Source organism: Pseudomonas sp. DR48 (assembly GCF_019823085.1).
In the GTDB taxonomy this organism is placed as follows: domain Bacteria; phylum Pseudomonadota; class Gammaproteobacteria; order Pseudomonadales; family Pseudomonadaceae; genus Aquipseudomonas.
Map to the genome: position 1 here is coordinate 6,455,776 of NZ_CP081946.1, position 14,083 is coordinate 6,469,858.

Genomic DNA, 14,083 nt, shown 5'->3' on the forward strand with positions numbered 1-14,083 from the left:
CCAAAACAGTAGGTTGGCAGCACAATAGGTTGCTACCCGTGTCGCACTTCTCTCGGAATGATGTTGCGTTTGCAACGAGAAGAATCAAGTTGGCCGTGGAGTTGCTAAGCGATAGGGGACTTATGCGATATAAAATGCAGCATTGGATATCGCATAGTGAAGTTATACTTTCCAACGGGACTTGAGATGTACCTTAATTTAGACGAGACAGAATTAAAGCAGTACGTATACCGAACCATCTCATACGATCGACTAATAGAGCTATTTGCGACAAAACTAAACACGTTAGTTAAGCCCAGCCTCTGGGAAGACACCTTCGAAAATTTTATCTTAAAGTCAAAACTGAGAGATGAAACTGGCCGGCAAATTGAGTACGACATTCATAATCGAATGTATGGGCAATGCTGGACCTTAGAAAAATCATCCGACGCCTTGTGGAGAATTTACTCTTCAAACAAAGATGGCATCAGAATTAGGACTACCATAGACCAACTACTTGATAGCCTTTGCTTAGGCACTATAGATAGAAAAAAATGCGTACACTGCATTGGTAAAGTTGAGTACTTAAGAGAGACAGAGCTTGTTAAAAGAGCGAAAGGCACTTTTACTTCTCATGGCGAAATAACATTTGGCAAGCTTTTTAGCTCTCTTTTATTAAAACGACGAGCTTTCAGGCATGAAAATGAAGTTCGATTGATGTTTTGTGATTGGGCTGAGGGTGCTGGAGAGAACAAACTGCTCAGGTATGATATTGATCCTCATAAACTTATCACTCAGATCATGATAGACCCCCGAGTTTCATATGAAAAATTCAAACTTATTGAGCAAGATATACGTCAACGAACAGCATACCAAGGAGAAATTAAGCGATCCCTGCTATACCGACTACCCGAAAGCTTGACTTTTGACGTGCAAGCAAAAATATAACAAACAAATCAACTTCGCGCCTTTGGCGAGAGTCAGCTAACGGGTACCCTCATGAATCGCAGATGCCTTGATGAACAAAACACATTGGCGCTGCTGCCCATTCCGAGTACAAGCCTTCATCAACTTGAAGCTTCTCTCGGGGAGATCAACGCTGGCATGCATGGCGGAATCAAAGGTTGCCTAACCGACCTAATCAAAATCAATAAACGAACTCGGCACAGCCACAAGGCTTGGGGTCGATTGAAAGCTGGTCGAAAACTCGATCTGCTGATTACGTTCCGATTCATAATATTCGATGAGCAAGAAGAACCAGACCAGTGCTTCTACTCTTGGGAGGCAAGTACACACGGCACGCCGCAAGCGCCCACGCTAATGTGTTGTTTCGAGCGGGTTTCCGGTAAACCACCTGAAAGCGGACTTGGCTCGTCTCCGGGTGCATATGTTCAATCGCGGCGTATCTTCTCTGTCCCTGTACAGTGCGTGTTGCAGGGCTGGGGCAATGTTGAGAGTGGCCATATGATTTATGAACACAACATTTCGGCCATGGATTTTGCAGAGCAACAGTTCGAGTCAGTTAGCTACATAGGTCTTACGTCTCGTAACTGGCAAACTAGATACAAAGAACATCAGCGTGATGCATTAACCGGCAGCGAGCTGATATTCCACACCTCCCTACGCAAAGTGTTCAACTGCGATAGTCTTGTGCAGTCCGGGCTTGGAAACTTTGAGTTGGTGAGGAAAGGTGCCGTCCTTCTTTCAGAGTTGCAATATGTGAATCTCTCCTACGAGGAAGCTATGCAGGTCGAGGAAAAAATGGTCGAGCGCACTCTTTATCCAAAAGGCCTGAACATGATCCCGGGTGGATTCGCGGGATTTCAATTCCTTCACAAGCTTGGCTTTCTTAACCGCTCAGAAACCTCCGTTGACGAACGGGATAAGGCTGCGTCGAAATATCTGCTTGACGAGGCCTCTCGGCCACGCCTCGCTCCATGGGTAAAAGAAAAGTGGGCTGATGATCAATTTTACGAGCAGGTCATATTCAAGCGCAGTAACACCTTGAACCGAGATCAAATTCTTTCTATCCGCCAGTACGGGAACGAATGGGGATTCGATCCTGATCTCATTGCAAATTTGGTCGGTGCGAATCATCGACAAGTGCGGGACGTACTTAGTGGCAAGTACTACTCACGCGTTAAATAGTCCCTTAACCAGTCAGCTAAGAATTTGGAAGAACCCGCTAAAGGCAGACGGTAGTGAGTGTCTACTCTGGGTCGATAGATGCCGTTCGCGAGCGGCCGCTTTCTAGCCGTTAACTGCCTTTCACGAAAAGCAGCCATGGGTCGAACGAAACCCGGTACCGATCCGACTCTTCACCTGAAAGCTGAGACTTCATGGATACGGTTGCCGACTGACCCTCCCCTCTGTGACGACGGACTAACCATCGCCACACAGGGCTTGCTCTTACTCCTTCACCTCAACCTGATCCAACGCCTGATTCACCGCCAATTCCCCCAGCATCACGACCTGCGTAATTCCCAGCAGGGTCTTGCGGTGTGAGTGGCCCAGCAACGCCGCGAAGTTGCTGAGCATGGTGGTGGCCGAGCCCAGTGATTCGCTGGCGTTGGCCAGCAGGGATTCGGTGTCGTACTTGGGATTGACGAGGAACATGCGCTCGGGCTCGTTGGCCGCGGCCATGATGAGGGCGCCTGGGTTGAGGTAATGGTCGAGGGCGCGCTCAGCGGCATCGTGGAATTTCTTGGAGTCGACGGATTCGTAGGGGGATGCTGGATCGGTATCGGGTGGGTTGGGTGTGGGTTTGATCATGGTGAAACTCCTGATTGTTCACTAGGAGCTACCAACATCACTTGCAGATGATGGGTGGCAGCTATGCGCGGGTCTGCAAGACCGGGAAACCAGGAACCCGGCAGACTGTGAGGTCTCCCGCACAAAGCCGCCATTTAACGGACCCGAACGAGCGTCCTGTGGCAAGGCTATGCGATTGGTATTCCGGCGGGCTTGCAGACCCGATCACTGATGAGCAGTGACTGGAGTGAAGTTACCGACGGGGCCCTAGACGCACAAGCCGGCGGATTCTGGCGTACGCGTAGGTAACGACGCAAGGCGTTGTAGCCGTTAGGACGTAACACTGAGTGTCTTTAAACACGCACCTTGAAACCTGTTTAAGGCATCAAATGTTGGGCGAATATTGCTTGGCTGAAATCGATGGCGTCGGGTCTGACGCCATCGAGAGCAGGCTCACTCCCACAGGGAAATGGGGCGAATTCTCGGTCTCGGGATGGCATGGGCTTCGCGGTGCCGGCCATGACAACGTCGATCTTGTCCGCGTCGTCAGCCCTTTTTGCGATACGCCATTGAGTCGTCGATACGTTTGAGTATGTAGTCGCCCGCCGCAACCGGAGGATACAGACTCTGCGCTGGATCGACTCCCAGATCGCAGGGATCGACAACAGCGCTATAAGTCGGGTCGTAGAACGTGGCAATGGAATAGCGCTCGTGGCCCGAAGAGTTAATCACCCGGTGCAGGGTCGAACGAAAGCGATCATTGGACCAATGAGCCAACAGGTCTCCAACGTTAACAACCAGACTGCCAGGAATAGGGGTCGCCTCGATCCAACGGTTGGAGCCGAGCTCGCGGACCTGCAGACCGCCGCTGTTATCTTGGTAGAGCAAGGTAATGCAACCGTAGTCCGTGTGCGGTGCCACGCCGAATTGGTCAGCCTCCGCCTGTGCAGGCTGTGGTGGGTAATAAACCATCTGCGTACGCTGCAGGGGCTTGGTGTATTTATCTATGAAAAAATCTTCTTCGATACCCAACCCTACCGCCACTGCCCTGAGTAAATCCGCTCCGGCCTTACCGATTTCTGAATAGTATTCCGCCAGTGCGTCCTGCAACTCCGGCATGAACTCCGGCCATTGATTCGGCCCGCGTAAAGCCTCACCGGCAATAACGCACGGATCATCCTCCGCCAGCTCCAGACCGATACTGAAGAACTCCTTGTGATCAGGCTTGGTGGCTTCATACATGGTCGCCCCACCCAGTGCATGCCAGCCTCGATGCCGCTTGTTCACCGCCACCTGGCGCTTGGTCTCAGTCGGATAGGCAAAGAACTGTGCCGCTGCCGCCATCGCTCTGTCGATCACCGGCTGCGGCACGCCGTGATTGATAATGTAGAAAAAACCGATTTCGCTGCAGGCTTTTCGAATGGCATCACCGGCCTGGCGAATGCTTGCCTGATTACCCTCACGAACTCCGGTCATATCGATCAGAGGCAGATTGGTGATAGAGGTCATGTTCACTCCTGCAAAAGTAAATACAGCGGTGGCGAGGTTGCGGCTTTGCCAGTGAATGACGAGCCGGTATATACAGGACATAGCATTTACTGTGCCGCCTCACCAGTTACCTATCTGCAAGCCTCGAGCTAATGCGAATATTGCGACGCAAGCGCCCGATCAAACCTGTTACGAGCCCGTTTCCCTTCGCCCCAGCAGTGGGCAGAGCGCCCACAACTGGTGCAACCTTCGGTTACATCCTTTAGAAAAACCGTCCTGATCGATTTCCTTTTTCGTCTGAACGAGCGGGTCTGGAATGCTCGTTGGCGAGCCGGAATGGAAAGCTGGCCTGCATTTTGCCTTACCTGTATATACAGGAACATGTAGCTGTCTCAATTCCCCATCACCCTGCCATCAGGACACTCTCAATGTACGCACCGTTGCAGCTCAAACCCGGTCATCTCACCCTCGATCAATTGCGCGCCATCTACCAGCTGCAAAGTCCTTTCGAACTGGACCCGGCTGCGCGCGACGTCGTCGATGCAAGTACTCGTACAGTAGACGAAATCATCGCCAACGAGCGGACGGTGTACGGCATAAATACCGGGTTCGGCCTGCTGGCACGGACCTCAATTCCTACCGAGTCGCTGGCAAAACTGCAGCGCAACCTTCTGCTTTCACATTGCACCGGCACTGGTCCACTGCTGGATGACGCCAGTGTCGCTCTCATCATGGCGCTCAAGGTGGGCTCCCTTGCCCGTGGTTTTTCCGGGATTCGTTGGGAGGTGATTCAGGCCCTGAGCAAGCTCTATGCAGCCAGGGTTTACCCCTGCATACCGTCGCAAGGGTCCGTCGGCGCTTCGGGCGACCTGGCACCGTTGGCGCATATGTCCGCGGTGTTGATCGGCGTCGGCCGGGTGCGTCATGAGGGCCGTGAAATGGATGCAGTCGAGGGTCTGGCAATTGCCGGCCTCGAACCGATGGTGTTGGGCCCTAAGGAAGGCCTGGCGCTGATCAATGGCACTCAGGTCTCGACGGCGCTGGCCCTGCGCGGCCTGTTCGCCTGCGAAAAGCTGTTCAGCGCTGCGGTAGTCGCTGGCAGCCTGAGCGTTGAAGCCTTGAAAGGCTCGGACGTGCCGTTTGACCCACGCATCCAGGCCGTTCGTGGACAACCAGGGCAGATCGACGTGGCGCAGCTCTACCGCGAATTGCTGGCTACCAGTGAAATTCGCGAATCCCATCGCCACTGCGACCGAGTGCAGGACCCTTACTCGCTGCGTTGCCAGCCTCAGGTCATGGGCGCGTGCCTGGACCACATGCGCTTCGCCGCCGGAGTCTTTCTGCGTGAAGCCAATGCCGTCTCGGACAACCCGCTGGTGTTCTGCGCCGACGGCGACGTGCTTTCCGGAGGAAACTTCCACGCCGAACCGGTCGCCATGGCCGCCGATGTGCTGGCCTTGGCCATCTCCGAAATTGGCGCCCTGTCCGAGCGACGAATCGCACAACTGGTTGACCCGGCACTGTCGGGGCTGCCGGCCTTTCTGGTGCGCGAAGGCGGCCTGAATTCTGGCTTCATGATCGCTCAGGTCACCGCGGCCGCCCTCGCTTCGGAGAACAAGACCCTGGCGCATCCTGCCTCAGTCGATAGCCTGCCAACCTCAGCCAACCAGGAAGACCATGTGTCGATGGCGACCTTTGCGGCACGTCGTTTGCTGGACATGGCTGGCAACAGCAGCGCGGTGGTTGCCATCGAATTGCTGGGCGCGGCTCAAGGCGTGGACTTGCATGCCCCACTGCAGACTTCGGAAAAGCTCAGCGAAGTGCTGACGATGATTCGCCGTGAAGTGGCTCACTACGATGAAGATCGCTATTTCGCCCCGGATATCGCCGCTGCGCGCGCCTGGGTCGAGAACGCGGCGTTCACTCGCTGGTTGCCGGCAGAACGCCTGTATGCCTGATTCATAACTCTGAGCTGAACCCGTTCGCCGCCTGACGGCGGCGAACACCTACTCTTACGTAGCCGATGGGATATGCCATGCGCCGCTATTATTCAGGCCCGGACTATCGTCGAGCACACAGCATTGCCGAGTTGGCAGTAATGGCCCGTCGACGCTTGCCGCATTTCGCGTGGGAATACCTGGAGGGTGGTGCAGAAGAAGAATTGACCTTGCGCCGCAACCGTCAAGGCTTCGCGGACATTGCCCTGCTGCCGCAAACCCTGGTGCCCTGCTCCGAAACGCAACCCCAGCGCTCGCTGTTCGGTCGAGAGCTGCCGCTCCCCATCGCAATCGGTCCCACCGGCTATAACGCCATGCTTTATCGCGATGCCGATATTCATCTGGCCCGCGCTGCAACGGAGCGCGGCCTGCCCTTTACGCTGAGTACCGTTTCCACCAGCTCTCTGGAGCAAGTCGTCGCGGCAGTGCCAGAGGTGAATCTCTGGTTCCAGCTCTACTGCCTGCGAGACCCGAAGGTCCAGGAAGACCTGCTCCTGCGTGCTGCGTCCGTAGGCTGCAAGACCTTATTGCTGACCAGCGACGCTGTACTGCTGGGCAACCGGGAGTGGGACAAACGCAACTTTGTCCGGCCGCGGCAACTGAGCCTGCGCAACAAGTTCGACGTGCTCAATCATCCTCGGTGGATGGCCCAGACACTGTGGCCTCATGGCCTGCCGAACCTGGGCAACATCGAACGCTATCTGCCCTCCGCGCAACGCACTATCGAAGGTGCCGCCCATTTCATAGGCTCGCAAATGGACACCGGCCTGGATTGGGATGCCCTCGCCCGCTTGCGCGACCGCTGGCCGCAACGGTTGTTGCTCAAAGGCGTGTTGCACCCGGCTGATGCAGAGAAAGCCATCGCGCTGGGTCTTGATGGCGTGGTGGTCAGCAACCACGGCGGCCGGCAACTGGACGGCGTCCCGGCGAGTATCGATTGCCTCCCGGCGATTGCCTCCGTCGCCAAAGGCAAGCTGACGCTGCTGCTCGACAGCGGCATCCGCCGTGGCACCGACATTCTCAAAGCCTGCGCCCTCGGTGCCGATGCGGTTTTGCTCGGGCGCGCTACCTTGTATGGAGTGGCAGTCGGCGGGCAGGCGGGTGCCGGGCATGCGCTCGACCTGCTTGCACAAGAATTGCGTCTGGCCCTGTCGCTGCTCGGAACACCAGACCTGAACCAGCTCCACCGTCGCCAGCTGTGCGCGACGCCCTCCACATCCTTCACCGTGAGTTGAACCGATGAACGATTTGCAACAGACCCTCGAACAATTGCGCCTGGCGCTGGGTGATGGCGCGGTAGTGACGGGCGCCGATATCAGTCAACGGCACTACAGCGACTGGACGGGCCATGCACCGGCCTGCCCTGCCGCACTGTTGCTGCCACGCACCACCGAGCAGGTCGCGAGCGCTTTACGCATCTGCAGCAACGCGCAACAGCCGGTGGTCCCCCAAGGCGGAATGACTGGGTTGGCCGGTGGCGCAGTGCCTCGTGAAACGGACATTGCCCTGTCCCTGGAACGCCTGCGCGGCATCGAAGAAATCGATCCAGCGGCGGCGACCATCAGCGTCTGGGCCGGCACGACGCTGCAAGAGATTCAGCAAGCAGCGCTCGATGCCGGTTTTGTCTTCCCCCTGGATCTCGGCGCCCGCGGTTCGTGCCAGATCGGTGGCAACATCGCCACCAATGCCGGTGGCAATGCGGTGATTCGTTACGGCATGACCCGGGATCTGGTACTCGGCCTGGAGGTGGTCCTGGCCGATGGCCGTGTGCTGAATCTGCTCAACAAGATGATCAAGAATAACTGCGGTTATGACCTGAAACAGTGCTTCATCGGCAGTGAAGGCACTCTTGGGGTGATTACCCGTGCGGTATTGAAGCTGGCACCTCAACCTGGTGAAACCACCACCCTGCTCTGCGCCCTTCCCGATTACGCCAGTGCGGTCAGCCTGCTGCGCCGGGTGCAACGCAGCGTCGGTACGCCGCAAGCGTATGAGCTGATGTGGCAGGATTTTTTCCGCCTGGGGGTTTCCTGGCTGGAAAACCCGACCGCGCCAATGTCGCTCGACCATCCGCTGTATGTACTGCTCGAATGCGCCAGCCCTCGGGACTTGCTTGAGCAGACACTGGAAGAAGCCTTTGCTGCCGGTGAAGTGGTCGATGCGGTATTGGCCAGCTCCCAGACCCAGGCCCGGGCACTCTGGAAGATCCGTGAAGCGACAGGCGAATTCCCCCTGCGCATGAAGCCTTTGAACTTCGACATCAGCCTGCCCATCGGCCTGATCGGCGACTTTGCCGAGCGTTGTCGCCAGCGCCTGGAACAGCGCTGGCCGGGCAACCACAGTGTGTATTTCGGCCATATCGGTGACAGCAATCTACACCTGACGGTGGACTGCGCTTCCTTGCCCGAGCCTGCCCCCATCCTGGAAGTCGAGGAGCTGGTCTACAGCGCTGTCGGCGAACTGCGCGGTTCGGTCTCGGCCGAACATGGCATCGGCTTGCTCAAGCGCGACTTTCTCCATCACTCGGTCAGCCTCGAGGCTCGCCAGGCAATGCAACAACTCAAGGACTGCTTCGACCCCAAGGGCATTCTCAACCCGGGGAAAATCCTCGGTTGAGTGCTGATTCAAGCTGTATATACCGCTCTGGCACGTTAACTGCTGTAGCCGTAATGATTCATAAGCAACGCATAACCAGAACCAACACACACCATAAGCCTCGCTGCACCTGATGAAGGAGTTACACCATGCAACTCGATTCTCTGTTCAGTAAAAAATTCAACGGTCTGTGCATCGCCTTGACCCTGGCTGGCGCCTGTATGGCGGCTCAGGCCGATCAGCTTGCCGATGTGAAAAAGTCCGGTGAACTGGTGGTGGGCACTGAACTGCAATTTGCACCTTTCGACTTCACCGAGAACGGCAAACAGAAGGGCTTGAACGCCGAGCTGTTCGAGCAGTTGGGCAAAGAGTTGGGCGTCAAGGTCAGATTCATGGACCTGCCATGGCCAAGTGTGTTGCCAGGGCTTGAAGCCAAGAAATTCGACGTCGTCGCGGGGCCTATCATCGTTACCAAGGCACGCAAGGAGCGTTACCATTTCGTCATGCCGATAGCCGAGGCAACCGTAGCGTTGATGGTCAGCGCCAAGGACAGCCCCATCAGTAAACCTGAAGACATTGCCGGCAAAGCCGTGGGCGCAGGTAAAGGTTCGGCGCAACTCGAAGAGCTGAAAACCTTCGCCGCCACCCTGCCGAAAAAAGTCGATGTCCGTGAATACATCGACAACAACCAGGCCTACGCAGAGCTAGGGACCAAGCGCATCGTTGCCGTTGCCAACTCACTGCCGAACATCTCCTACGTCGCCGCCCAACACCCGGACAAGTACAAAGTGGTGATGCCTCCATTCGGCAAGAAATCCTACTTCGCCTACCTGGGACGCAAGGATGATGACGCCAACAGCCTGATCGCCGCCCTCGATAGCGCCATGCTGAAAATGCACGAAGACGGTCGTCTCGCCGCCCTGCAAAAGAAATGGCTGGGCACCGAAATGGACGTGCCGAAAGCCGACTTCGAGCCGACCTGGTAAAGCACGGTCACGGGGTTTATGAACGGATCGCCGGCTCAGCCGAGCCGGTGATTTATCCATGCTGGAGGCACGACGATGTTCGATTGGCCTTTACTGCTGCAAAACCTGCCCCTTCTGCTGGACAGCCTGCTGGTGACCCTCGAAATTTCCGTCGCCGCACTGGCCATCGGCTTTGTCATCGGCGTGATCGTGGGCAGTCTGCGTCTTTCACCCCTGCCGCTGCTCAGGCGTTTGGGTGGCGCTTATATATTCGTGTTCCGTGGCATTCCGCTGCTGGTGCAACTGCTGTTCATTTATTACTTCCTGCCGCGTATCGGCCTGCCCAACGTTTCGCCCATGGTGGCAGCGGTGATCGGGCTGTCCCTGGCGGCGGGTGCGTATATCGCTGAAATCATGCGCGGTGGTTTTCTCGCCATCCCTGGCGGTCAGCTGGAAGCCGCCGGCCTGCTGGGTCTCAGCTCAGGGCAAATGCTGGTGCGCATTCGCGTCCCTCAAGCCGTACGCCTGACCTTGCCGGCACTGGTCAACGAAATGATCCTGCTGATCAAGGCTTCGTCACTGGTGTCGGTGGTGGGTTTGGCCGACCTGACGCGCACCGCCCAGAACATTGCTGCCAGTGACTACATGTTCGTTCAGGACTACCTGATGCTGGCCGGCTTCTATTGCCTGATCAACATTCCGCTGGCGTTCTTCGGCGGCCTGCTGGAGCGTCATCTGAAGGAGCGCTACGCATGATCTTTGACCCCACGATCATCACCGACCATCTCGGCGACATCGGACAAGGCTTCATGACCACCCTCGGCACCTGGTCTGCCGGTGTCGCGCTGGGCCTGACGCTGGGCATGTTGATCGCCGTTGCCCAACTGTTCGGCAACAGCCTGGTGCGCGTGCCGTTGCGGGCGTTCATCGAGATGATTCGAAGTACACCGTTTCTGGTCCAGCTGTTCCTGGTGTATTACGGCGGCCCGTCTTTCGGCTTGAACCTGGACCCCATTCCGGCTGGCATTCTCGGCCTGGGCATTTATGGCAGCGTCTATTTCGCTGAAATTTTCCGCTCCGGCTTTCAATCCGTTGCCCGCGGGCAACTGGAAGCGGCCGACTGCCTGGGCATCACCCGCCTGCAATGCATTACGCGCATCCAGATTCCACAAATGCTGGTGATCATCCTCCCGGCACTGGTCAATCTGATCACCATCCTGTGCAAGGAAACGGCGGTGTTGTCGATCATCACCATCCCCGAATTGACCATGGTCCTCACCGGCATCGGCTCGGAAACCTTCGCCTTTGTCGAGACCCTGCTGGTGCTGTGCATCGGCTACCTGCTCCTGGTGGAAGCCTGCTCACGGCTGGGCATGCTGCTGGAAGTGCGCGTCGGGCGATTCATGCAGAAGCAGCCGCGATGAGCAACTTCCATTCGGCGCCGACAGCTGCGCCACACTCATCCGTATTGAACGAATCAGGTGAAGCGATGAAGACTTCCAAGACACTCTCCGACAACAGCGCGCCGATGCTGAAACTGCACAACGTCGGCAAGAGCTTCGGCAACCTGCGTGTACTCAAAGGTATCGATTTGCAGGTCCGGCACTCTGAAGTGGTGTGCCTGATCGGTCCTTCCGGCTCAGGCAAAAGTACCCTGCTGCGCAGCATGGCGTTCCTTGAGGAGTACGACGAGGGCGAAATTTACATCGAAGGTCAGCTGCTTGGCTGGGTGCCGGAGAACGGCAAGGGCCGCAAGCGTGCGCCCCAGTCGCAAATCAATCAGGTGCGGCGCAACGTTGGCATGGTCTTCCAGCAGTTCAACCTGTGGCCGCACATGACCGCCCTTGGCAATGTCAGTGAAGCCTTGCTGCGTGTGCGCAAGTTATCCGCCGATGACGCCCGGCAACGCGCCATGGCGATGCTCGATAAAGTCGGCTTGGCCCATAAGGCCGCGGCTTATCCGGCGCAACTGTCCGGTGGTCAACAACAGCGTGTGGCGATTGCCCGGGCACTGGCCATGGAGCCACACATCATGTTGTTCGATGAACCCACCTCGGCCCTCGACCCGGAACTGGTCGGCGAAGTACTGCAGGTCATGAAAACCCTCGCCAAGGAAGGCATGACCATGGTGGTGGTCACGCACGAGATGGGATTCGCCGCTCAGGTCGCCGACTCGGTGGTGTTTCTCGATCAAGGCCAAGTGGTCGCTCAGGGCACCCCTCACGAAATCTTTCACAACGCTGAACAGCCACGTCTGCAGCAATTTCTGCAGAACTACCTGGATCGCAACGCTTTCTGGCAGGACACCAAAGAGGTTAGCCCGGTATGAATTCCAACGACCTGAATCTGCTGGCCCGTGCCGAAGTGCGTGACCTGGCGAGCTACAACGCCGGCCTCGGCTCGGAGGCGGTGCGCAAGCGCTTTGGCCTGACCCGCGTAGCCAAACTGGGCAGCAATGAAAACCCGATGGGGCCGGCACCCGCCGTCACCCCCGCGATGACTCAGGCCTGCAGCGAGATTGCGCTGTATCCCGACGCCGGTTGCCAGGCATTACGCGCCGCACTCTCGGAAAAACTCGACGTACCGGAAGATCAATTGGTATTCGGCAATGGCTCGGAAGATTTGCTGAGCGTCATCAGTCGCGTGTTCCTGGACCATGACGATGAAGTCGTCACCGTGGTGCCGTCCTTTGGGCTGCATTTCATCTACCCAATGGCCGCCGGCGCCCGGGTAGTGGGCGTGCCAATGACTGACGAAGGCACTTTCGACGTAGCGGGCATGGTCGCCGCGCTCACGCCCCGCACGCGTTTGCTGATGTTTTCCTGCCCGTCCAATCCGGTGGGCTGCACCCTGAGCGCCGATGAGTTGCAGCAGTTGCTCGACGCATTGCCCGCACAATGTTTGCTGGTGTTCGATGAGGCCTATTACGAATACGCCCAATGGGAGGCCGAGTATCCGGATTGCCTGGGCTTGATTCAGGCCAGTGGCAAACCGTTCATCCTGCTGCGGACTTTCTCCAAGGCCTATTCCCTGGCGGGCTTGCGAGTCGGTTACGGAATCGTCAGCGATCCGCTACTGGCCGATCTGATCAACCGTCTGCGCACGCCCTTCAACGTTAACCGCGTAGCCCAAGCCGCGGCGGTTGCTGCGCTGGCCGACGATGATTATCTGCACAGCTGTCTTTCCCATGTCGCCAGCGAACGCCGCAGGGTGGCAGCCGCATTGCAAGAGCAAGGCGTCGCGACCGCACCCTCCATGGCAAACTTTCTGTACTTCCACACGCCCTACCCTGCCGAAGTCATCAACCAGGCACTGCTGCGCGAGGGGGTCATCATCAAGCCCTGGCGCGAAGCCGGTTATTCTCGGCACTTGCGGGTATCCATCGGAAGCTGTGAGGATAACGACCTTTTCCTCCAGGCACTGGCAAAAGTCCTTGCCGCACAAGAAACACGGACCGACTAATGATTAAAAATGCACCGCAAGCGCTCTATCAGCGCGCGAAGGATTTTGTGCAAGGCCAGCTTCGCGCGGGCGTTTGGAAACCGGGCGACCTGATCCCGTCAGAGAACCGTTTGGTGCAAGAACTGGGCATGTCGCGCATGACCGTCAACCGGGCATTGCGCGAGCTGACCGAAGAAGGACATTTGGTGCGGATTTCAGGTGTAGGCACCTTCGTCGCTGAAAGCAAACCGCAATCTAACCTGCTGAGAATCACCAACATCGCTGACGAAATCCTCGCACGCGGTCACAGCTACACGTGCCGAGTCCTGCACCTGGGACGCGAGGCGGCTTCAATGCCGGTGGCCGCCGCGCTCGCGCTGCCCACCGGCTCTTCGGTCTTTCATCTGGTCTGTGTCCATTGCGAAGAAGGCGTACCGGTCCAGCTCGAGGATCGTTACGTCAATCCCGAGCTGGTGCCGGATTTTTTACAGCAAGACTTCGGCGAGCACCTGCAACCGGCCAGGTACCTGCTGCAGGTCATCAGGCCCGATGAAATGGAACATATCGTCGAAGCCAGCCACCCCAGCAGCGATGAAAGCAAACACATGCAAATCGACGCCAATGAACCTTGCCTGGTCCTCATGCGCCGGACCTGGAGTCAAAGCAAAATCGTCACCTATGTGCGCCTGATTCATCCCTCCTCACGCTATCGCCTCGGAAGTCGACTGCCGGTGAATGGTGCACACAGAGACAGTTAAGGCCGGTGCATTGAACCCTGTGTGTCACAACTTCTCTTCAGTCCCTGGTCGGGTCAGGTAATTGCAGTGCCTGCGCGAACACAGCCTGTAGGCGCCCGCCAGAGACTTT

General features: G+C 57.1%; 13 protein-coding genes. 11 read left to right on the forward strand and 2 right to left on the reverse strand.

Annotation, left to right across the window (positions count from 1 at the left end):
- Positions 1-156 precede the first annotated feature (156 nt).
- Both K5K95_RS29140 and K5K95_RS29145 read left to right on the forward strand, forming a co-directional pair.
- The gene (locus K5K95_RS29140; protein ID WP_261398093.1) at positions 157-927 is read left to right on the forward strand and encodes a DUF2971 domain-containing protein; all 771 of its coding nucleotides are present in this window, start codon (positions 157-159) and stop codon (positions 925-927) included.
- A 51-nt stretch (positions 928-978) separates the two neighbouring features.
- Entirely contained in the window at positions 979-2,127 is a 1,149-nt protein-coding gene (locus K5K95_RS29145; RefSeq protein ID WP_261398094.1) for a hypothetical protein, read from the forward strand.
- A gap of 261 nt (positions 2,128-2,388) precedes the next feature.
- Here the strand turns inward: K5K95_RS29145 and K5K95_RS29150 are convergent, their stop codons facing one another.
- Both K5K95_RS29150 and K5K95_RS29155 read right to left on the reverse strand, forming a co-directional pair.
- On the reverse strand, positions 2,389-2,751 hold the full coding sequence (locus K5K95_RS29150; RefSeq protein WP_222587294.1) for a DUF6124 family protein: 363 nt from the start codon (positions 2,749-2,751) through the stop codon (positions 2,389-2,391).
- Between the two features lie 525 nt (positions 2,752-3,276).
- The gene (locus K5K95_RS29155) at positions 3,277-4,239 is read right to left on the reverse strand and encodes an isopenicillin N synthase family dioxygenase (RefSeq protein ID WP_222587295.1); all 963 of its coding nucleotides are present in this window, start codon (positions 4,237-4,239) and stop codon (positions 3,277-3,279) included.
- 407 nt (positions 4,240-4,646) lie between these two features.
- Between K5K95_RS29155 and hutH the strand changes: the two genes are divergently transcribed.
- The 9 genes from hutH (at position 4,647) to hutC (ending at position 13,974) form a co-directional block, all read left to right on the forward strand.
- Positions 4,647-6,176 carry a histidine ammonia-lyase gene (gene hutH / locus K5K95_RS29160; RefSeq protein ID WP_222587296.1) on the forward strand — a complete coding sequence of 510 codons (1,530 nt, stop codon included), beginning with the start codon at positions 4,647-4,649 and terminating at the stop codon, positions 6,174-6,176.
- 77 nt (positions 6,177-6,253) lie between these two features.
- Positions 6,254-7,450, forward strand: a complete 1,197-nt coding sequence (locus K5K95_RS29165; RefSeq protein ID WP_222587297.1) for an alpha-hydroxy acid oxidase — start codon at positions 6,254-6,256, stop codon at positions 7,448-7,450.
- 4 nt (positions 7,451-7,454) lie between these two features.
- Positions 7,455-8,831 carry an FAD-binding oxidoreductase gene (locus K5K95_RS29170; protein WP_222587298.1) on the forward strand — a complete coding sequence of 459 codons (1,377 nt, stop codon included), beginning with the start codon at positions 7,455-7,457 and terminating at the stop codon, positions 8,829-8,831.
- Positions 8,832-8,959: 128 nt separating this feature from the next.
- A complete protein-coding gene (locus tag K5K95_RS29175; protein ID WP_222587299.1) occupies positions 8,960-9,796 on the forward strand; it encodes a transporter substrate-binding domain-containing protein in 837 nt (278 codons plus the stop codon).
- Between the two features lie 75 nt (positions 9,797-9,871).
- Entirely contained in the window at positions 9,872-10,531 is a 660-nt protein-coding gene (locus K5K95_RS29180; RefSeq protein ID WP_090185343.1) for an amino acid ABC transporter permease, read from the forward strand.
- A complete protein-coding gene (locus K5K95_RS29185; protein WP_222587300.1) occupies positions 10,528-11,199 on the forward strand; it encodes an amino acid ABC transporter permease in 672 nt (223 codons plus the stop codon). The genes K5K95_RS29180 and K5K95_RS29185 overlap by 4 nt, the downstream gene beginning before the upstream one ends.
- A 104-nt stretch (positions 11,200-11,303) precedes the next feature.
- Complete coding sequence (locus K5K95_RS29190; protein WP_222590460.1) at positions 11,304-12,104, forward strand: amino acid ABC transporter ATP-binding protein; 801 nt, start codon at positions 11,304-11,306, stop codon at positions 12,102-12,104.
- Positions 12,101-13,237, forward strand: a complete 1,137-nt coding sequence (hisC, locus tag K5K95_RS29195) for a histidinol-phosphate transaminase (protein WP_222587301.1) — start codon at positions 12,101-12,103, stop codon at positions 13,235-13,237. Before K5K95_RS29190 ends, hisC begins: the two co-directional genes overlap by 4 nt.
- A complete protein-coding gene (gene hutC, locus K5K95_RS29200; protein WP_222587302.1) occupies positions 13,237-13,974 on the forward strand; it encodes a histidine utilization repressor in 738 nt (245 codons plus the stop codon). Before hisC ends, hutC begins: the two co-directional genes overlap by 1 nt.
- Positions 13,975-14,083: the final 109 nt, after the last annotated feature.